The sequence below is a fragment of the Kitasatospora sp. NPDC127111 genome (assembly GCF_042677465.1).
In the GTDB taxonomy this organism is placed as follows: domain Bacteria; phylum Actinomycetota; class Actinomycetes; order Streptomycetales; family Streptomycetaceae; genus Kitasatospora.
In genome coordinates this window covers 13921-34398 of the sequence record NZ_JBHXTG010000021.1, presented here as the reverse complement: position 1 = coordinate 34398, position 20478 = coordinate 13921, and the positions used below count along the sequence as shown (strand labels likewise).

Here is a 20478-nt window from a genome sequence, read left to right as displayed (position 1 = left end):
GGGTGGTCCCGGGGTCAGCGGGCCCCGGGCCGGGGGCCTAAGGTGAGTGCGCGATGTGATGGCCTGTCAGGAACGGGTTTCGGGAAGCCGCCGGGACGGGCGTGCGGGGAAGGGCGGGACGGCGTGACGGGGACGCTGGCGGCGGCGGGGTCCGGTACGGGGGTGGCGACGCACACCGGGCTGGTGCTGGACGGGCTGGCCCGTGATCCGGACCGGGTCGCGATCCGGTGCGGGGAGGTGTCGCTGACGGCGCGGGAGTGCCTGGACGACGTGTACCGGCTGGCGCGGGCGCTGGCCGCCACCGGCCTCGGGCGCGGGGACGGGGTCACGGTGCTGGCCGGGAACCGGCCGGAGACGGTGCTGGTCCGGCTGGCGGCCAACCTGATCGGCTGCCGGGTGGCGATGCTGTCCACCGACCGGCCGGTCGCGGACCAGATCGCGATGGCCGAGGACGCGCTGACGGCGGCGCTGGTGTTCGACCCGGTGCGGTACGGCGCGGCGGCACGGCGGATCACCGCCGCGCTGCCCGGCGCCCTCCCCCTCGCGCTCGGCCCGGCCCCGTCCGGCGCGCCGGTACCCGGCACCGATCTCCTGGCCGCCGCCGCCGGGCTCTCCGCGACCCCGCTGGCACCCCGGTACCGGCCGGAGGACGTGATGGCGGTGCGGTTCACCGGTGGTTCGACCGGCCGGCCGAAGGGGGTGCTGCGCCGTTTCGTCCGGCCGCCGCGGCCGGAACTGGTGGCCGCGTCCACCTTCCTGCTCTGCACCGGGCTCTGCCACGGTGGTGGCGGCACGGCGGACCTGGCCCTGGCGGCGGGCGGCACGGTGGTGCTGCAGGACGGGTTCGCGGCGGACGCGGTGCTGGCGGCGGTCGAGCGGTACCGGGTGTCGCGGGTCTACCTGCCGCCGCACCTGCTCTACCAGGTGCTGGACCACCCCGCGCTGCCGCGGACGGACACCGGCAGCCTGCGCCGGGTCACGTACACGGGGTGCCCGGCGTCGCCGGAGCGGCTGGCCGAGGCGACCCGCCGGCTGGGGCGGGTGCTGCACCAGACGTACAGCCTGACCGAGTGCGGGCCGGTGACCCGGCTGACGCCGGACGAGCACCTCGACCCGCGGCTGCTGACCACGGCCGGTACGCCGTTCCCGGACACCGAGGTCCGGATCCTGGACGAGGACGGCACGCCGCTGCCGGCGGGCCGGACCGGGGAGATCTGCGTCCGGACCCCGGCGGTGATGGCGGGCTACTGGCGCAACCCGGAGCTGACCGCGCGGGTGCTGCGGGACGGCTGGCTGCACACGGGCGACCTGGGGAGCCTGGACCGGTCCGGGTACCTGACGGTGGCCGAGCGGCGGGACGCGATGGCGATCGTGGACGCGCACAACGTCTTCCCCCGGGACGTCGAGGAGCCGCTGCTCGCCCATCCGGCGGTGCGGGAGGCGGTGATGTTCGCGACCACCGGGCGGGACCGGCTGGAGCGGGTGCACGCCGCGGTGACCACGGCGCCCGGGGCCGGGGTGACGGAGCAGCAGTTGCACCGGTGGGTCCGGGAGCGGAGCGGTCCGCTCTGCGATCCGGCGACGATCCTGCTGCTGCCCGGCCTGCCGCTGAGCGAGACGGGGAAGCCGGATCTGGCCGCCCTGCGCGCGCTGCTCCCGGACGCCGGGACGACCGCCGGGGTCGGGCGGGTCCTGGGGGCGCGCGGCGAGGGGTGACGCGCCCCAGAGTGCCTCGGGCGCCCGGGTGCGCTCCCGCGCGCGCGGCGGGCGGGCCGGCGGAACCGGCCGGGGACGCTCGACCGTGCCGGGCGGGCTGCCGATAACACCGGCGACCCCTCCCTTCGCGCCGCCACCGTTGGAGGCGACTTCCGTGACCTGGCTCCGCGTCCTGGCCGCCCTCGGCATCCTCGCCGTGGCGGCCGGTGCCCTGTTCGTCTTCGCCCTCTGCACCGCCGCCGCCCGGGGGGATCGCGGGGACCACGAGGACCACGGAACCGGCAGAAGGGGCGACGGGAGCACCCCGCGGGACCCGGTCCGGGAGGCCGCGGAGCGCAGCGGGCTGTTCCGGCCCACCGGCGGTGAGGAGTGATCGCCGCGTCCCCGGCTCCGGGCGCCGGGTCCGGCCGTGACCCCGGCCCCGGCCCCGGCCGTCCGTCCCGCTCCGGTGCCCCGCGTCAGCGCGCCACGTCACCTCGCCCGCTCGCCACGTCCGCTCGCCGCGCCCGGACCGCGCGTCAGTGCCCCGCGAGGTCGTCCGGGCGGACCTCGATGTGGTCGGCGGCCAGGTCCACGGCGACGCGGTGCTCCATGCCGAGCGCCTCCAGGAACTTGACCGGCAGCTGCACCCGGCCGGTCCGGTCCAGCATCACGTACTCGCGCTCGTTGACCGACTCCTCGCCGTGCTCGTCGGTGACCGTCCGGCGCAGCACCTCGCTGCTGGTCCGCCCGTCCCGGATGGCGACCGTGCGGCGCACCTCGCCGGCCACCATCGGGTCGTGGGTGACGATGACGACGGTGGCGCCGAGCTCGCGGTTGACGGTGCGGAAGGCCTCGAAGATGGCGGCCCCGGTCTCGGAGTCGAGCTCACCGGTCGGCTCGTCGGCGAGCAGCACCGGCGGGTTGTTCGCCATCGCGACGGCGATGGCCACCCGCTGCTGCTGGCCGCCCGACATCTCGCCCGGCCGACGGTGGGCGAGGTCGCCGATCTCCAGGGCCTCCAGCAGCTCGGCCACCCGGGCCGCCCGCTGCTCGGAACCGGCACCGCCGCGGCGGCCGCGCAGCTGCATCGGCAGGGCGATGTTCTCGGCGGCGGTCAGGAAGGGCAGCAGGTTCCGCGCGGTCTGCTGCCAGATGAAGCCGACCACCTCGCGCCGGTAGCGCAGCCGGTCGCGGGCCGACATCTCCAGCAGGTCGCGGCCGGCCACGACGGCGGTGCCGGCGGTCGGCACGTCGAGCCCGGCCAGGATCGTCAGCAGGGTGGACTTGCCGCTGCCGGAGGCGCCGACCAGGGCCACCAGGTCGCCCTGCCGGATGGTCAGTTCGAGGCCCTGGAGCGCCTGCACCTCGATGCCCTCGCTGCTGAAGATGCGCACCAGGCGGTCGCAGACGATCGCCGCGTCGCCGCCACCGGGCGCCTTCGGCCGGGCGGCGGCGAGCGCGCGCTCCTGGAGCTCCTGGAGGGAGGGGGCCGGTTCGGCCGTCCGGGGCCCGGGGAGGCTGTTCAACGCTGGTCTCCTGTCGCCGCTGCGCCGGGGCGCGCCTGTGTCCGCGGTGGTCGCGGGCCGATTCCCTTGCCGTCCGCCCGGCCGTGCGGCCGGGCCCGTCCACTGTCCGTCAACGCTGCTCCCCCACCCTGAGCTCGGTGGCGATCTGGCGCCGCCCGGCGATCAGCGCCTCGGCCACCACACCGACGGTGACCAGGGCCACCAGTGCGAGCACCTGGCGCAGGACCGGCGGTACCGCGGGCTCCAGCCCCGGCGGCACCTCGGCGCCGACCAGGACGGAGAGGTCGAACGCCGGTCCGAGCAGGGCCGTGGCGGCCAGGGCCACCAGGCCGCCGCCGACCGCCGCGACGACGGACTGCGGTACGGCCTCGGCCAGGATCAGGGCCAGGCCCTGCCGCGGGCGCAGGCCCATGGTGCGCAGCCGGGCGAGCAGGGCGGCGCGTTCCGGGGCGGTCCGCACCAGCGTCAGCAGGACGGCGAGCAGCGCGAACCCGCCGGCGCCGAGCACGGCGGCCCAGAACAGGCGGCCGGCCGAGCGCTGGAGCGGGTCATCGGCGAACCCGGCGGCCAGCGCCGTACTGGTGTGCACCTGGTAGCCGCTCAGCAGGGCGTCCTCGTCGGCGCCGCCCGCGCCGGCCGCGTCCGAGCCACCGGACGCGTTGGTGTCCGCTCCCGGCGACGGCGCGGCCGTCCCGGCGGCAGGCGCAGCAGCGGGCGCTCCGGCGACCGTCCCGGCGGCCGACCCAGCAGCGGGCGCTCCGGCGGCAGGCGCGGCCGGCGGCGCCGACACGGCCCCGGCCGCGACCGGCGGGAGGACCATCCCGGGGTGCTCGCCGAACGCGACCCGCCAGGCCGTCGGCGCCGCCAGCTCGCGCACCAGCCGCTTCAGCCGCCCCTCGTCGATGTCGCCGACCCCGAACCACAGGTTGGGCCGGCCCAGCTCGGGGCGCTGCGCGACGGCGGGCCCGGACGGCAGCACGACGAACTTGCGGTCGTCGCCGACGAGTGCGGGCGTGGCACTGATCCGGCCGGCCGCCCCGGCGTTCAGCTCCCAGCCGTCGGGCAGCCGCAGGCGGTAGCTGCCCGCGGTGAGCCGCTCGCCCAGGGCGGTGCTGAAGAGGGCGGGCATCGGCGCGTCGGGCCCGCCGGCGCCGCCGGCGAGCAGGCCCGGGTCGAACCCGCCGCGGCCGACGCTCCGGGACAGTTCGGCATAGGCCCCGGGGTCGACGACCAGCACGCTGACCCGGGTCGGCGCGACGTCGCTGCCGAGGAGGAACACCTCGCTCTCCCACCACACGCCGGTGGCGAGCCGGACGCCGGGCATCCTGGCGGCCGCCTCGGTGAACCGCGTCGGCAGCGTGACACCGGTCGGGGTGCCGACGGCCGCGTCCCCGCCGACGACGCCCCGGGCGGCGCGCAGCCGGGCGCCGTCGACCGCGTCCAGGACGGTGGCCCCGAAGCCGGCCGTGGTGACGGCGAGGGTGAGCGCGAGCATCGGCAGCAGCGAGGGGCGGCCCCGGCCGCCGCTGCCGCGGGCGGCGCGGGCCAGGCCGAGGAAGCCGACCAGGCCGGGGCGCCGGCCGGCCACCCGGGCGAGCGCCCCCACCACGACCGGCTGGAGCCGGGCGAGCAGGAGGCCGCCGGTGACGGCGAGCAGCAGCGGGGCGGCGACGAGCAGCAGGTCCGGCTCCTGGCCGGCCGGCGCGACGCCGCGCCGGCGGAGCTCCAGGACGGCCGCGGCGGTGACGGCCAGCACCAGGAGTTCGCCGACCAGCCGGCGTCCCGCGTTCCGCCGGCGCGGCCGGGACCAGAACAGGGCCGCGCGGGCGGGGAAACCCAGCAGTGCGATCAGGGTGGCGGCGAGGGCGGCCAGCACGGCCTCCGTCCAGCGCGGCGTCGGCACCAGCACGAGGGCGAGCGCGGTCGCGGCCGCGGCGGCGGGCAGCACGGTCACCGCGCCCTCGCCGAGCAGGCGCCGCAGGACACCACCGCGTGAGCCGCCGCGGGCCTGGAGCAGCCGCAGTTCGGCGGTGCGCCGGTCGGTGGTGAGGCCGGCGGCCAGGAAGAGCACCACGGCGCCGACCGCGGCCAGGCCGGCCGGGCCGATCGCGGCGAGCGGCGCGGCGGCGTTCTGCCGGGCGATGGCCTGGTTGAACGCGGTGGGCAGCTGGGAGCCGAGGCTGAGGTCGTCCCGGCCGGTGTAGGCGGCCAGCCCGACGGCGCTGGGGCCGGTCAGGTAGCCGTTGATCTCCCGGCCGGTCGCGGGCAGGTCGCGGGCGTGCAGCGCCCCGGTGTCGACGGGCAGCCGCCAGAAGTCGGTGGCGTGGGCGCCCCACTGGGCGAGCCGGTCCAGCGCGTCGGCGGCGACGAGGCCGTCGGCCGCGAGGGCGACGTGCGGGTTCCCCTGCGCGCAGGCGCGGTCGAGGCAGCCGAGATCGTACCAGTACGGGTCGCGCGGGTCCTTGACGGTGTAGAGGCCGACCACCGTGGCGAGTTCCGGGCCCGGCCCTTCGCCGCCCTGGAGGACGTCGCCGAGGCGGATGCCGATGCTGTCGGCCGCGGCCTTGCTGAGCGCGATCGGCACCGCGCCGTCCTGGCCGCCGGACCCCGTCGGCCAGGTGCCCGCCACCACGGTGACCCGCTCGGCGACGCCCTGCAGGTACATCAGGCTGACCCTCGGCTTCAGGCCGTCGGGGCGGGCGTAGCCGGGGTTGGAGATCTCGCGGAACCTGTCGCCGCGCGCCCCGTGGACCGGGCCCGACTCCGCGTACCGGAACGTCCTGCCGGGCCGCGATGCCAGCTTCCGGGCGACCTCGTCGAGGTCGGCGGCGTCGTTCCGGTGGTCGGCGGTGGCGATCAGGGTGTTCCAGGCGGGCCCGCGGTCCGTCAGGAACCGGTGCAGCGCGTCGTCCGTCCCCCGGTCGACGGCGCGCGGGAACGCGGCGGCCAGGAAGACGGTGCCGAACGCGAGGGCCGCCGTGAGCAGGGCGGCGAGCCGCGCCGACCGCAGCCGGGTGCGGACCCAGGGCGCGGGCCGGTGTCCGGCGGCCGGCCGGGCCCCGCCGACGCGGGGGGTGCGGGTGTCGGCCGGGGTGGTCACATCTCCTCCACGTGCCGCAGCCGGGCGGCCACGTCTCGACGGCGGCGTCCGGTCAGGAACACCGACAGCAGGGGTACGGCGGCGATCGCGGCCGCGAGCAGCAGTGACCAGCCGAGCGGAAGGACGACCAGCGCCTCGGGCGTCGGACGGCGGGCCGCCTGCGTGAGCACCACGAGCGGCACGATCAGGCGGACGATCAGGGCGCCCAGGCCGAGGCCGGCCAGGCTGCCGAGCAGGACCAGGACGGCCTGTTCGGCCGCGGCGGTGCGGACCAGCCACCTGCGCGGGGTGCCGAGGGCGAGCAGCACGGTGAAGTCGGCGGCGCGTTCGCGGGCGGAGGCCGCCGCGGCGGCGGCGAAGCCGATCGCGGCGAGGACGGTGCTGGCCAGGGCGATGCCGGCGAGGGCGCTCTGCGGGGCGGCGCTCAGCGGGTCGGCGAGCAGACCGGCGGCCACCTCGTCGTTCAGCAGGAGCCGTTGCACGCCCGGGGTGGCGCGCAGCGCGGCGGCCGCCTCCGCGGGCACCCGGTCGCCCGGTCCGGTGGCGGGCAGCCACCATTCGGTGAGGTCCGGCAGCTGGCGCCCGCCGGCGGCGAACAGGCGGCCGGCGGCGGCGAGGTCGATGACGACGGCCTTGTCCCCGGCGACGGGCAGCGAGTCGACCGCGCCGGTGATCCTGACCCGCAGGCCGACGGAGCCGAACGTCACCTGGACGGTGTCGCCGACGGCCGCGCCGACGCCGGCGAGGTAGCCGTGGGTGGCGAGGCCGGGCAGTACGTCCGGGGTCTCCGTGCCGGCGGGCACCAGGGTGGCCCGGGTGACGACGCCGGCCCCGCGGCCCTTCGGCGCGTAGCGGAGCCCGAGCATCCGGCCGTCCCGGGCGGGCAGCAGCTCGGAGCCGGAACCGGACTCCCCGGGGGCGGTGCTGGTCCGCCAGCCGAGGCCGGCCGGGGCGGGCACGGCGGTGGCCGGGCCGCTCGCGGTGTCGGCGACGGCGACGCCCTGCACGCTCAACTCCCCGGTCCGGGCGGAGTCCTCGTCGGTGCCGAACACCACGACCAGGCCGGCGACGGTGAGCGGCCCGGCGGGGGCGCCGACCGGGGCGGCGGCGAGGCCGGCGAGGTCCGCGGTCGCCACCGCCCTGCCCCGCACCGGCACACCGGCCAGCCGGGCGCGGAAGGTGTCGCCGAAGCGGTCCCGCACCAGCAGCCAGACGTCCGGCGGCAGGGCGGCCCCGGCGGACGGCTCGTTCACGAGGTCGACGTCGATCCGGGCCGGGTGGCCGGGCAGCGGCACCCCGGCCTGAGCCCCGGCGGGGGCGGGCGCGGCGAGCGGGGCGAAGAGGTCCTTGCCGCGCTGCCCGCCGAGCAGGTCCGGGCGGACGCGGGCGCGGTCGGCGAAGCCGGCGGCGTCGAGGGCGAGCACCTGGCCGGTGGCGCCGGCCGGCAGCGAGTGTTCCTGCCGGATCACCGGTATCAGCCGCTCGCCGCCGGGCAGCGAGCCGTAGCGGCCGCCCTGGCCCATCGAGGTCAGCTGCGAGCCGGTGATCCGCAGCCCGCCGGCGGTGGCGAAGTCCGCCTGGTCCCGCTGGGATTCGGACCAGGTGCGCTGCTGGCCGAGCGCCAGCACGCCGGTGGAGACCGCGAGCACCAGCAGCAGGACCGGTCCGGTGGCCCGGCCGGGGCGGCGCGCGAGCTGCCAGCCCGCCAGGGCCGGCACCAGGCCGCGGCCCCGCGCGGCGATCCGGCCGCCGAGGCGGGCGGCGAACGGGAGGAGGCGCAGCACCAGCAGGGTGCCCGCGCCGAGCGCCAGGGTGGGGGCGGCGATCAGGACCGGGTCGAGATCGAGCCGGCCGCTCGCGTCGGTCGACAACCCGCCCTCGTAATGCGCCAGTTGGTAGTAGGCGAGGACGGCGAGGCCGACCACCGCGAGGTCGGCGCCGGAGCGCACCGTGTTGGCGACGAGCGCCTGGCGGCGGCCCGCGCGGCGCAGCACGGCGCTGCCGGCCCCGCGCAGCAGCGCGGGGGCGGTGGTGAGCAGGACGCAGACGAGCGCGCACACGGCCGCGAGCGGCCAGAGCGTCCAGCTCAACCCGGTGTCGAGCGGCACCCGGGCGAGCGGCCCGCGGTGGGCGAGGGCGGTCAGCAGCAGTGGCGTGAACAGCGGCGCGAGGAGCGCGGCGGGCACGGCGAGCAGCAGCGCCTCGATGGCGGAGAACGCGCCCAGGCGGGCGCCGGAGGCTCCGCGCGCGGCCAGCAGCGCGTTCTCGCCCTCCTGCCGGGCGGCCATCAGCTGGACCACCAGCAGCAGGACGGCGGCGGCGAGGACGGCGAGTTGGAGCGCGCCGATCAGCAGGGTGGAGCGGGCGACCAGCGCACTGGACTCCACCTCCCGCAGCATCACCGGGAGTTCGGTCCGGACCTGCAGGCCGGTCGCCCTGGTCAGGTCCCCGGCGAGGCCGGCGGCACGGTCGCGGACGGCGGCGGCCCCGGTGTCGTGGATGCCGGCGAAGTCCGCTCCGATCAGCCAGCTGCGGCCGCTCTGCGGGACGACGGCGGTGGTGAAGGCGGAGTCGTCGACCAGCAGCGGTCCGTAGGTGGTGAAGCCGCCGGTCTGGATCTCCCGGCCGCCCAGGGTGTCGAGCCCCCAGTACGGGTTGGCGGGGTCGTCGGCGCGGTAGATCCCGGTGACGCGCACGGTGAGCGGCCGGCCGTCGTAGCGGTCGTCGAGCCGGATCTCGGCGGGCAGGTTCCCGGCGGCGAGGCCGAGGCGGGTCAACGTGGTCTGCGGGACGGCGACTTCGACCGGCCCCGGCGCGACGCCGTGGGCCGGTGGCTGGACGGCCGCGGGCCAGGCGCCGGCGAGCAGGTGGACGCGGCCGCGGTCGAGGGAGGCGAGCAGGGTGAGGTCGACGGCCGCCTTCTGGCCCGGCGCCCCGCCGGCGGGCGCCGCGGCGGGTGCGGCCGGGAGGCCGTACGAGCGGCTGCGGGCCAGGCTCTCGGTGCGGACGGCGAGCCCGTGGAAGAGGCTGCGGCCGTAGGCGGCGACCGCGGTGTCGTCGGCGGACCGCTTGTCGGCCCCGTGCTCGCCGCTCACCAGGACCGTGGTCCGCGCGTGCCCCTCCCCCTGCAGGGCCTGCCGCAGCCCGGCCTCCCCGACCGTCCGGTTGAACGCCACAAGCGCGGTGAGCACCGCCGTGGTGATCAGCACGGTGAGCAGGACGGCACCGGCCAGCGGCAGTCGCCCGCGCAGACGGCGCACGACGAAGCCGAGCATCCCGTTCCTCCCCCTGATGACTTCGCCCCGGCCCCCCGCACGGCTGCCCGGCCACCCCGAACAGGAGCCGACCAGGGATGAACGCCCGTCACGGGCCGAGGCGGTGATCACCGGCACTTGATCACCGGATAGCGGACGATGCTGTCAGATCCGTACCCAGAACGGAAGGGACTTGCGCGAATCATGTAACTGGTGATCACTGAAAGGCCAATTACAAACGCCTAGCTCGTCCAGACACTCCAGCAAACGCCCAGGCCAGGAGGTCGCATCCAGCCAGCCCGAGAGGGGGCCGCGACTAATGCATGGCACAGGCAGCTGCCCGAGGCCACCTCAAAGGGCACCAGGAGCCCGTAGAGCACAGCCATTTCTTGATGAGTCCATGACCATTAATGCGAAGCGCCCGCCTCGGAGAGGTGCGTCGCCCCACAGGGGTCGCCACACGCGAGAGTCAGGCAAGGGGTCGAGTCTTGGGCAGTGCCCACACTCTGAGCTTCCGCGCAGTCGTGACGGGGTGTTTCCATCCAGGCGCTTTGACTACAGAACGCCACAATCGCCCCTCGCAGCGTTGCCGCGGAGAGTTTCCAGTGAGACGGTAGAAGGTGCTGGAGGTGCACTATGGCCAGCATGGTTCGCATACGTGTGGTTGCCGGTTGCATGGGCGCGGTGATAGCAGCTGGCCTTGTGCTGGCGGGGTGCGGATCAAGCGGGAACGTCGTCGGCCCGGCCAATACGGGCCAGTCAACGCCAGCGTCGACGCCGCCCCCGCAACCAACGCCTTCACTCCCGCTAGCCCCAGCGACGCCCCAGACCCCCACCCAGGCACACCCGCCGGCCGAGGATGTGCAGCTGTTGGGCTGCACCGTTACGGACGATCCGTACCATCTCAGCTACCACAGCGGTCATTTCGTTGGGGTAGCGGATCTAAAAGTAATGAACCACACTACCAAGGTCTCGGATTACTTCATCTCGGTTGAATTCGTCGATAGCCAGGGCAACCGGCTGGATATGGCCGGCAGCATTGTATCCAAGCTCGCTCCCGGCCAGAGTCAGAACAATGGCGATGAAGACACAAAGGGATTGAAGCCCATCGGAGAGGGGGCGCATATTACATGCAGGATCTTGTCAGTGGAGCGGAATGTAAGCACTGAATGATCTGAAAAATCAACCTTTTCTCCAGCCGCATGGGGGCCAATCTCCTTCCATTCCTTCATATGTGTTATGTGCAAGGTTGCGCCCCGCGCCAATAGATCAATCGCAAGAAATCTTTACCTACCCCAAAGATTGAGCTCGGATTTTCCAATGTCAATACCGAGGGAAGGGTGAAGCAGTTGGCATTTCGAATGCCGACAGCTCTGCACTCCGGCGCGAGCACGCAGTCGAGCAGATTGAAATAACAAGCACCCTGTAGCCCGATCGGGATCACATTGACATTAAATTACTTAGGCAATACGAAGGGCCCACAGTCACGCAGGCCACGGCTCACGGGGGGCAAGAATAGATCCAACCTCCCCATACCAGCTTAAAACCTTCGGACGCTCCGCTCATGTCGCCGCCCGCCTAAGAAAAAAATCCAACCTGCGCCAAAATGTATTAGAGGCCGTCAGATGCCTTACTGGCAGCAACTAGTGCTTGTGATCGCCGGTCCAGCCGTATCCGTAGTGATTGGCGGGGTGCTTGCCGCATGGATCACGAGGCGGGCTCAGGATCGCCGCCAAGGGCACAATCTTCGTCTTGAATTAATCGTCCAGATGACAGATGCAGCAAGCACACTTTATCGTCAAACACGCCAGTACGAGCTAGTCAAGGAGCAGCACGAGGGCAGGTCCAGGTCAGCTCGCAAGGAGCAGAGGGATGCACGGAGCGAGCTTGAAGAAAGCTACAAAGATGTTCGCGTAAGAGCAAAGACCATTGAGGCTCAGCTGGAGGCCTACTTTCAGTCGGATACCCCACAGCTCCTCTGGCATAGCACAATCGATCTTCTGACTGTAAGGTATTTGCAGCTATCAGATCGAGCAACAGAATCGAAGTACTGGCACTATGTGGGACCGCAGCATAGCGGACTATCCTATGACGAGCTCCATGACGCGAAAGTCATCCGCCATGCCTATCGTAAGAAGCTAGCCGAGGCTAATGATGCAGTGTTGCGCCGGCCTATGGTGTGGTGCCCTTGGGAAGGAGCCCTCCGCAAGTAACCCTGGTGCCCAAGGCCGGCGTGCGCAAGGTTCGCCTCTACGACGCCCGCCACGCCACCCACTCCTGGGTGGCCAACAACGGGGTGCCCGACACCGTGGTCTCCGCCTACGCCGACCACGCCGATCTCTCCTTCACCAAGCGGGCCTACGTCCACTCCGATCCCCAGAGCCTCAAGGCCGGCTCGGACAAGCTGGCCAGCTGCTGGGCTGGGCAAGACTGTTAGCGAGTGTGACACACTGTGACACCCTGCTCGCTTCGGGGCCGATCGATTGACCAACTCGCCTGTGACTGCTGGGATGTGAGGGGCTCAGAGGGCAGCTTTGCCTGGTGAGCAAAATTCTCCGCATTGAACGTTCTCGCTCACCTGACGCACCGTCGATAAGGCATGGACACATCACGAAGTTGAGGTCCGTGACCGCAGAGTCAGAGAACCGCCCAGCCGCATCACTGCGGAACCGACAGACATTCAGGGGGACGCCGCATGACGCAGCAACCGGTCGGCACCGTGACCACGTCCACGACCGCGCCCATGGTCGACGTCGCCGACCTCCGGCACACCTTCGGCACCGGCGAGCGGGCCGTGCACGCGCTGCGCGGCGTCTCCTTCAGCATCGGCCGCGGCGAACTGACCGCCCTCAAGGGCCGCTCGGGTTCGGGCAAGACAACCCTGCTCAACCTGGTCGGAGGCCTCGACTCCCCGACCGGCGGGACCGTCGCCCTGGACGGCATCGACCTGGCGGGCCTGGACGAGGAGGGCCGGCTGGCCATGCGCCGGGACCGGATCGGCTTCGTGTTCCAGTCCTTCGGACTGATCCCCGTCCTCACCGCCGCCGAGAACGTCGGGGTGCCGATGCGACTGCGCAAGGTACCCGCGGCCCGGCGCGAGGAGCGGGCCCGGACCCTGCTGGCCCTGGTCGGCCTCGCCGACCACGCCGACCAGCGCCCCGGCGAGCTCTCCGGCGGGCAGCAGCAGCGGGTCGCCATCGCCCGCGCCCTGGCCAACGAGCCCGACCTGATCATCGCCGACGAGCCCACCGGCCAGTTGGACTCCGAGACCGGGCGTTCGATCATGCAGTTGTTGCGCGCGGTGGTCCGCAGCGAGGGCGTCACCGCACTGGTCGCCACCCACGACCCGACCCTCATGGAGCTCGCCGACCGGGTGATCGAACTCAAGGACGGCCGGATCGTCGAAGCGACCGCCTGAATCACCGGACGGGCCGGCGGAGGGCAGCCGAAAGGGCGGCCCGACCCGGCCGGAGCGCGGCAGTCAGGCGGGGCCGGGAGTGCGCGCCCGGCTGGCGGGGGCAGGTCCGGGTCCGGGACCACGCTCCGAGCCCCGCGTCAGAGCGCCTTGAGCGCGGCCTCGCACGCGCGGCAGCGACGCGTGCGCTGCGAGGGCGGGTACCACGGCTCCCCCGGCCCGGCCGGCCGGTAGGGCTCCCGTTCGAGGTCACGGGTGTCGATCCCGCAGAACGTGACCGGGCCCGGGTCCTCCGGCACGTCCGGGTCGGGCGGCGCCGCGTGCACCCACCGGATCCGGGCACCCACGTCGACCTCGCCCGCGTCCAGCACCTCCGTGGACGACTCCAGCTCGACCAGCACGATCACTCCGCTCATACCTCGACCCTGCGCCCCACCCGCACCCGCCGCATCCCGGCCCGGCCCGGCCCGGGCCCACCCCACACCGACCGCCCGCCGCCCGCCGCCCGCCGCCCGCACCGAGAAGACCCGCCGAGCCGCGGAGGCGATCTCCGAGAAGTGCAGGTGCCGGACTCCGCCGGCCGCCCCGTCCCCCAGCCGCCGAAAATCGGGTGGCCGGCCGCCAGCGGCCCTGGCCATCCTGTCCCCATGGGAGACAGAGCCAACGTCATCGTGGTCCGGGAGGACGGCACGCACGAGCTGTACCGGAGCGGCCGGGCGGTCGGGATCGACCTCGACCTGCTGAACGGACCGGACGCCGTACTCGCCATGCTCCCCGACCTCCGCCAGGACGGATGGTGGCTGGACGACATCATGGCCCAGGGCGGGGTACTGCTCGACCTCGGCCAGAAGGTTCTGCTGTTCTTCGCATGGGAGGGGCCGAGCGCCGAACTCCGGCACCGCGCGGCCGCCTTCGAGCTGATCCGGGCGACGTGGCAGGGCTGGCAGGTCCGCTGGCTGTACGACGGCGCGGCCGAACTGCGCGCGTACGTCGGGCTGGATCCGGAGTTCGTCCGCTGCCGCGAATCCGCCCTCTGGCCGGCCCCGTTCCTCGCCCCCGGGGACGAGGACCTGGCCTGGCCGGACCCGGACGGCGTGGTGGTGACGGTCGGCACCGACCACTGCCACGTCGCCTCGGGCGCCTTCGACAATCCCGTCCGCGAGGGCGCCTCCCTGTTCGACCGCCTGGCGGACGCCCCCGAGCACGGGGTGTGCCGCCTGCACGTGAACTCCGGCGTCCACCTGGACCTGGCACGCCGCCGCCTGGGCTGGTGGTCCCTCCCCTCCTCGCCGCAGGCGTACGAGGTGCCGAGGCTGTGGCCGGGCTGGACGGTGGAGTTCTGGCAGGACGACTGGCAACGGCACGTCCGCGCCTCCGGCGGCCGCTTCTCCCCGCGACCGTTCGACGCCGGGGAGGAGGCCAGGGCCGCGGTGCTCGCCCAGGCCGAGGAACGCCACCCCCTGTGGGCCCGGCACCGCGCCCAGGTCGCCCACCTCCGGACCGCACCGGCCACTCCCCCGAGCTGACCCGCCGTCCGCGCGCGCCGCAACCGAGGGGGCTGGTGAAGCGCGTCCGGGGTGGCGGGTCTCCCGGCCGGAGCCGGGCAGCGGGGGAACGCGCCGGTCAGGGCGTTGCAGGACTGTTGCACGGGGAGTGGCGTCCCTCACAGCCGTTCGACGCGGGGCGTGATCGCATCGGACGATGCGTCACATCGAGGATCTCCGCAAGCTGCTCTCGGCACGTCGGCCCGTCGCGGCCGCCGTGGTGGTCACGGTCGCCGCCGGTCTGGTCGCGGGCTGCGGCTCCGGGGCGGCGACCGTGGGTACGGCGACGTCCGGGACCGCCGGGGCATGCGGGGCGCCGCTGCCGTCGACGGCGCCCGGGGCCGCGAAGGGCGGGGTGCGGATCACCGCCGCCGGCCCGGCCTGCGCGGAGTACGAGGTGACCAACGCGGGCAGTGTGCCTTCCGATGTGACGGCGGTGTTCACCGTGCTCTCGGCGGCCGGGGGCGCGCTGGACACCGTGACGCAGACCGTCCCCGCGGTCGCCCCGGGGGCCACCGTGAAGGGCCGGATCGACCTGGGACGGATCGGGTCGGCGTGGCCGGCGGGGGCCGACCCGGCCGCCAGGCCGGGCTCCGGGTCGGGCTCCGGGCCGGGCGTGAAGGTCACCAAGGTCCGCAGCGTGCCCAGCGCCGAGGCCCCGCAGCCCGCCGGCCCGTGCCCGGCCTCGGGTCTCCGGCTGTACGCGGACGACGGCGACGCCGCGATGGGGCTGCGCGTGATGGGCCTCCACCTGCGCAACTGCGGAACCTCCACGGTGACCGTCAACGGCTACCCGAAGCTGCAACTGCTCGACCCGGAGCACCGGCCGATCGAGGGGGTGCGCTTCTTGTCGGGCGGCGCCGAGATCGCCGCCGGCACCGGCGCGGACAACCCGCCGCAGGAGATCGCGCTGAAGCCGGGCGAGGGCGCCCGCTCCGCCCTGGTGTGGCGCAACACCGCACAGGACGGTGAGCCGATCAACGCCACCTACGCGCGGGTTCGGGCCTTCCCGGACGCGGCGCCCGTCATGATCATCCCGGAACTCGACCTGGGCACCACCGGCCGCCTCGGCATCGGCGCCTGGACCAGGGAGGACGGCCGACCGTGACCGGCCCTCCGGCGCTTCTCCCCTGCTCCGGGGCCGCGCCCCGCCCGGTCAGCGGAGCGCGGGATAGTCCTTCAGCGTGATGGCGTTGGCGGCCCGGTGCAGGGGCGCCAGTGCCTTCGCCATCATGCGGTCCTTGCCCGGAAGCCGGCCGACGAGTGCCAGCAGGCCGAGCGTGAAGCGGATCTGCGCCCGGCTGCCCAGCACCATCCGCCGGATGTTGGCCGGGCCGAGCTCCTGGTTCTCCTCGACGAACGGCCGCATCTCGCGTTCGTACGCGTCGAAGGCCCGGCTGTGGTCGCCGTTCGCGGCCGCCAGCTCGCCGGCCAGGACGTGGGCGCCGACCAGGGCGAGGCTGGTGCCCTGGCCGGAGGCGGGCGAGGCGCAGTAGGCGGCGTCGCCGAGCAGCGCGACGCGGCCGTGGGACCAGCGCGGCAGGTGGACCTGGCTGAGCTGGTCGAAGTAGAAGTCGGGGGCGGCGGACATCCCGGCGATCAGGCGCGGCACCTCCCAGCCCTCGCCGGCGTAGGCGTCGGCGAGCAGCCGCTCCTGCCGGGCGCGGTCCCGGTGGTCGTGCTCGGTGCCGGGGCTCGCGAACAGGAACATGGCCTTGGCGCCGCTGTCCTTCGCGGTGCTGTACGTCAGCGCGGTGCGGCCGGGGGACACGTAGGTGAGCTCCCAGCGGTCGAGCCCCAGGTGGTTCGGAACGCTGTAGATCGCCACGTGGTACCCGAGGCTCCTGACGAACCGCTCCTCCGGGCCGAAGGTGAGCGCCCGGGTGGTGGAGTGCAGGCCGTCGGCGCCGATCACCAGGCCGAAGGTGCGGTGCAGGCCGCTCTCGAACCGGACCTCGACGCCGTCGGCGGTCTCGGCGAGCGAGGCCACCGAGTCCCCGAAGAGGTACTCCGTGTGCTGCTCGGTGTGCTGGTACAGGATCCGGTTGAGGTCGCCGCGGAGGATCTCCGCGTCGTCGCCGGCCCTCCCGCCGAAGCTGTCGCCGTCCAGGGCGGCGACCGGGCGGCCTCGGGAGTCCAGGACGGATCCGCCGCGGATGCCGGTGCGCTCGCTGCGGATCTCCTCCAGGAGGCCCATCCGCCGGACCACGTCGACCGCGGCGCCCCTGATGTCGATCTTGTAGCCGCCCTGGCGCAGCGCCGGCGCGCGCTCCACCACGGTCGGCCGGAAGCCGTACCGGTGCAGCCAGTACGCCAGCGCGGTGCCGGCGATTCCGGCGCCGCAGACCAGGACGGTGTCTCTTGCCAAGGGATGTTCCCCCGTTGTGATGTGGTGTCTTGTGTGATGGCTCTGCCCGGCCCGGGGTCGTCCGGATCGGGGTCGTGCGAACCGGGGTCATGCGGCCCGGGGTCGAACGGACCGACGGCTGACCGGTCCGGTGGGCGGTCGCGTCGTGGCCACCTTGTGGAGGAACCGCTAGCGGATCGCTAGCGGCGTCTCACGTAGGCTGGTGATCATGAGTCGGGGACGGGGAAGCAGCTTCGAGTACCGGGTCCTGGGGCCGGTCGAGGTCCTGTACGCGGGGGAACCGATCGCGGTCACCGCGCCGAAGGAACGCGATCTCCTCGCACTGCTGCTGCTGGCCGCGAACCGGCCCGTCCCGGCCGAGGAGTTGATCGACGGACTGTGGGGGAGCTCCCCGCCGGCCACCGCCCGCACCACCCTGCAGAACTACGTCAAGCGGCTGCGGCGCGCCCTGGCCGCCGCGGGCGACCGCGAGGTGCTGGCGACCACACCCGGCGGGTACCTGCTGCGGTCGGATCAGGCCTTCCTGGACCTGCGGGAGTTCGGGCAGCTGACGGGAGCGGCGGCCGAAGCCGCCGAGCGCGGCGACCACGCGGCGGCCTCCGCCCGGCTGAGGGCGGCGCTGGCCCTGTGGCGCGGGGACGCACTGGCCGGCTGCCGGGCGGAGCGCCTGAGCCTGACCGAGGCTCCGCGGCTGGACGAGAGCCGGGCCGTCGCCTTCGAGAACCGCATCGAGTCGGACCTGCGGCTCGGCCGGCACGCCGACGTCCTCGGCGAGATCCGGGCCGAGACCGCCCGCCACCCGTTGCGCGAACGGCTGCACGGGCACCTGATGACCGCGCTGTACCGGTCGGGCCACCGGAGCGAGGCGCTCGCCGCCTACCAGCACGCGCGGGAACTGCTGGTCCGTGAGCTCGGACTGGAACCAGGGCCTGAGCTGATCTCCCTGCACGCGCGGATCCTCGCCGACGACCCCGGTCTGCTGGCCGCCGCAGCCTCCCCGCTCGCTCCCGCGGCCCGCACCGAGCCGCGGGAGCGAGCGGCCCCCGCAGCCGCCCTTCCCGCCCAACTACCGCCGTCCGTCCCCGTGTTGGTCGGCCGCCAGGAGAGCAGACGGGCCCTCGACGGCATGCTGGCCCGCCCCGGCTCGACCTCGCCGGGTGCGGTCGGGATCGTGTTGCTCACCGGGGAGGGCGGGGTGGGCAAGACGGCTCTCGCCGTCCACTGGGGGCACCACCGACGGGACCGCTTCCCCGACGGGCAGCTGTTCGTCGACCTCCGCGGCCACCACGAGGGCCGCCCGCTGCGCCCGATCGACGCGCTCGGACGGTTCCTCCACGCCCTCGCCGTGGCCACCGACCGGATCCCCACGCAGGAGGCCGAGGCGGCCGCCCTCTTCCGCTCCCTGTGCGCGGGCCGACGGCTCCTGATCGTCCTGGACAACGCGCACTCGGCCGACCAGGTGCGGCCGCTGCTCCCCGGCAGCGCGCACTGCCTGGTGCTGGTGACCAGCCGGGACTCGTTGGCGGGCATGGTCGCCCGCGACGGGGCCGTCCCCCTCCGGGTACCCGTGCTGGAAGCGGCCGAGGCCGCAGAGCAGTTGACCGCCATCATCGGCGAATCGCGAGTCACAGCGGAGCCGGAGGCCGCTCGGGCCCTGGTCTCCGCCTGCGCGCACCTTCCGCTCGCCATCGCCATCACCGCGGCCCACCTCGCCCTCCATCCGGACCGTCCGCTGTCCGAGCAGCTCGCCCGCCTCAGCACCGAAGGGCTGACCGCACTGGAGGTCCCCGGCGACCGGCGCGCCGCGATCCGAGCGGTGTTCGACCTCTCCTACGTCGCCCTGAGCCCGGGAGCCGCCAGGCTCTTCCGGCTCCTCGGCCTCGTGCCGGGCGGCGACATCACCCTGCCGGCCGCGGCCGCCCTCGCCGCCACGACCCCGGCCTCGGCCGCCGGGCACCTGGACGAACTGACCCGCTCCCACCTCCTGGAACAGCGCTCCCACGGCCGCTACACCTTCCACGACCTGCTGCGCGCCTACGCCGCCGAACTCTCCGCCGAGCACGACCCGGAGCCGGACCGGGCGGCGGCCCTGGACCGGCTCTCCTCCTGGTACCTGGGCGGCGTGGACGCCGCGGCCCGACTGATCCACCCCAACGCGATCCGCATCCCCTTGGACGCGAGTCCGGACGGGCTCCGCTTCACGGACGCGGCCACGGCCCTCGACTGGCTGGACACCGAACGGGAGAACGCCGTGGCCGTGGTCCGGCAGTGCGCCCGGACCGGACCCCGCCGCACGGCCTGGCTGCTGTCCGACGCGCTGCGCCCCTACATGATGCGGCGCTCCTACGCCGCCGACTGGCTCGCCGTCGCCTCCGCCGGCCTCGCGGCGGCCGAGGCGGAGTCGGATCTCCCTGGCCAGGCGGCGGCGCACCGGAGCCTGTCCAGCGCGTACCTGAACCTGAGCGACTACCGCCGGAGCATGCGGCACGACCGTCTCGCGGTCGAGCTCTACCGCAGGACGGGATCCGCCGAGGGACTGTCCTCGGCCCACAACAGCCTCTGCCTCGCCTCCTGGTTCGCGGGCGACCTCGAGGAGGCGCTCCATCACGGCGAGCAGGCCGCACTCCAGTGCCGGGCGGCGGGATTCCGCGAGGGCGGGGCGATCGTCGCGGGCAACCTCGGGGCGATCCTGCACGAAATGGGCCGGCTGTCCGAGGCCGAGGCGCAACTGAAGCGCGCCCTGCGGATGTACGACGAGCCCCACGTGCGGTCCGACTCGCCCATCACGGAGCGGAACCTGGGAGCGGTGCTCCACGACCAGGGGCGCCGCGAAGCCGCGACCCACCTGCACCGGGCCGCCGACCTCCAACGCGGCTCGGGCCACCAGCCGGACCTCGCGTACACCCTGTTCTGGCTGGCCCTGCACGCGATGCGCTCCGGCGACCGGACGACGGCCCTGGCGCACCTCGACGAGGGCTTCGAACTGGCCACCGGCGAGGCACGAGCGGAGTCGTACCTGTACGTCGGCCGGGCGACCCTCGCGCAGAACGTCGGCAATCACGGCAGCGCGCTGCGCCACTTCGACACCGCGATCGAGCTGGCCAAACGGTGCGACGCGCGCGCCCCGGAGCTCAGAGCGCACGTCGGAGCGGCGGAGAGCCACCTGCGGGACGGCCGCCTCCCGGAAGCGGCCGAGTTCGCGGAGTACGCGCGGACACTGGCGGCCACGAGCGGGTACCGGCTCATCCACGGACAAGCGCTCCGGATCCAGGCGGAACTCGACCTGGCGGCCGGTGCCCACCGCAGCGCGGCCGACCGGGCGGAGCACGCACTGACCATCCAGGCCCGGGCCGGGCACCTGACGGCTCAGGCCGACACCCTGGTCGTCCTCGGACACGTCCGCCACCGCACCGGTGACACCGCCGGGGCACGCCTGCACTGGCACGCGGCCCTGAGCATCCTGGAATCCGTGGGCACCTCCAGGACGGGTCACGTCCGGGACCTCCTCGCCCCCTGACCCGCGGCCCCCGGCCCTGCGGGCGGCGTGCTCAGGCGCGCACAGGCACGCACAGG

Annotated in this window: 14 protein-coding genes; 9 read left to right on the top strand and 5 right to left on the bottom strand. The window is 74.2% G+C overall.

The window, feature by feature from the left end:
* Positions 1–162: 162 nt before the first annotated feature.
* Entirely contained in the window at positions 163–1716 is a 1554-nt protein-coding gene (locus tag ACFVHB_RS15655; protein WP_380321144.1) for an AMP-binding protein, read from the top strand.
* 154 nt (positions 1717–1870) lie between these two features.
* Positions 1871–2089, top strand: coding sequence for a hypothetical protein (locus tag ACFVHB_RS15650; RefSeq protein ID WP_380321142.1), 219 nt, complete (start codon positions 1871–1873; stop codon positions 2087–2089).
* Between the two features lie 145 nt (positions 2090–2234).
* On the opposite strand, the gene ACFVHB_RS15645 is transcribed toward ACFVHB_RS15650, so the two are convergent.
* The 3 genes from ACFVHB_RS15645 to ACFVHB_RS15635 all read right to left on the bottom strand — a co-directional run bounded on the left by ACFVHB_RS15645 (position 2235) and on the right by ACFVHB_RS15635 (position 9599).
* Positions 2235–3224, bottom strand: a complete 990-nt coding sequence (locus tag ACFVHB_RS15645) for an ABC transporter ATP-binding protein (protein ID WP_380321139.1) — start codon at positions 3222–3224, stop codon at positions 2235–2237.
* Between the two features lie 109 nt (positions 3225–3333).
* Positions 3334–6324: a hypothetical protein gene (locus ACFVHB_RS15640; RefSeq protein WP_380321136.1), complete on the bottom strand. Its 2991-nt coding sequence runs from the start codon at positions 6322–6324 to the stop codon at positions 3334–3336.
* Positions 6321–9599 (bottom strand): FtsX-like permease family protein, encoded by a 3279-nt coding sequence (locus tag ACFVHB_RS15635; RefSeq protein ID WP_380321133.1) that lies wholly within the window; start codon positions 9597–9599, stop codon positions 6321–6323. Before ACFVHB_RS15635 ends, ACFVHB_RS15640 begins: the two co-directional genes overlap by 4 nt.
* 849 nt (positions 9600–10448) lie before the next feature.
* On the opposite strand from ACFVHB_RS15635, the gene ACFVHB_RS15630 reads away from it, so the two are divergent.
* The 4 genes from ACFVHB_RS15630 to ACFVHB_RS15615 all read left to right on the top strand — a co-directional run bounded on the left by ACFVHB_RS15630 (position 10449) and on the right by ACFVHB_RS15615 (position 12996).
* Complete coding sequence (locus tag ACFVHB_RS15630) at positions 10449–10751, top strand: hypothetical protein (protein WP_380321130.1); 303 nt, start codon at positions 10449–10451, stop codon at positions 10749–10751.
* Between the two features lie 452 nt (positions 10752–11203).
* The gene (locus ACFVHB_RS15625) at positions 11204–11791 is read left to right on the top strand and encodes a hypothetical protein (RefSeq protein ID WP_380321127.1); all 588 of its coding nucleotides are present in this window, start codon (positions 11204–11206) and stop codon (positions 11789–11791) included.
* 20 nt (positions 11792–11811) lie between these two features.
* Positions 11812–12015 carry a tyrosine-type recombinase/integrase gene (locus tag ACFVHB_RS15620; protein ID WP_380321124.1) on the top strand — a complete coding sequence of 68 codons (204 nt, stop codon included), beginning with the start codon at positions 11812–11814 and terminating at the stop codon, positions 12013–12015.
* 258 nt (positions 12016–12273) lie between these two features.
* Complete coding sequence (locus tag ACFVHB_RS15615; protein WP_380321121.1) at positions 12274–12996, top strand: ABC transporter ATP-binding protein; 723 nt, start codon at positions 12274–12276, stop codon at positions 12994–12996.
* 137 nt (positions 12997–13133) lie between these two features.
* On the opposite strand, the gene ACFVHB_RS15610 is transcribed toward ACFVHB_RS15615, so the two are convergent.
* Positions 13134–13409 (bottom strand): hypothetical protein, encoded by a 276-nt coding sequence (locus ACFVHB_RS15610; protein WP_380321118.1) that lies wholly within the window; start codon positions 13407–13409, stop codon positions 13134–13136.
* 231 nt (positions 13410–13640) lie between these two features.
* Between ACFVHB_RS15610 and ACFVHB_RS15605 the strand changes: the two genes are divergently transcribed.
* Positions 13641–14519 carry a hypothetical protein gene (locus ACFVHB_RS15605; RefSeq protein ID WP_380321115.1) on the top strand — a complete coding sequence of 293 codons (879 nt, stop codon included), beginning with the start codon at positions 13641–13643 and terminating at the stop codon, positions 14517–14519.
* Between the two features lie 175 nt (positions 14520–14694).
* Positions 14695–15645 (top strand): DUF4232 domain-containing protein, encoded by a 951-nt coding sequence (locus ACFVHB_RS15600; protein WP_380321112.1) that lies wholly within the window; start codon positions 14695–14697, stop codon positions 15643–15645.
* A gap of 48 nt (positions 15646–15693) precedes the next feature.
* Here ACFVHB_RS15600 and ACFVHB_RS15595 read toward each other — a convergent pair whose 3' ends face one another.
* Positions 15694–16905: an FAD-dependent monooxygenase gene (locus ACFVHB_RS15595; RefSeq protein ID WP_380321109.1), complete on the bottom strand. Its 1212-nt coding sequence runs from the start codon at positions 16903–16905 to the stop codon at positions 15694–15696.
* Between the two features lie 208 nt (positions 16906–17113).
* On the opposite strand from ACFVHB_RS15595, the gene ACFVHB_RS15590 reads away from it, so the two are divergent.
* Complete coding sequence (locus tag ACFVHB_RS15590) at positions 17114–20422, top strand: BTAD domain-containing putative transcriptional regulator (protein ID WP_380321106.1); 3309 nt, start codon at positions 17114–17116, stop codon at positions 20420–20422.
* Positions 20423–20478 lie beyond the last annotated feature (56 nt).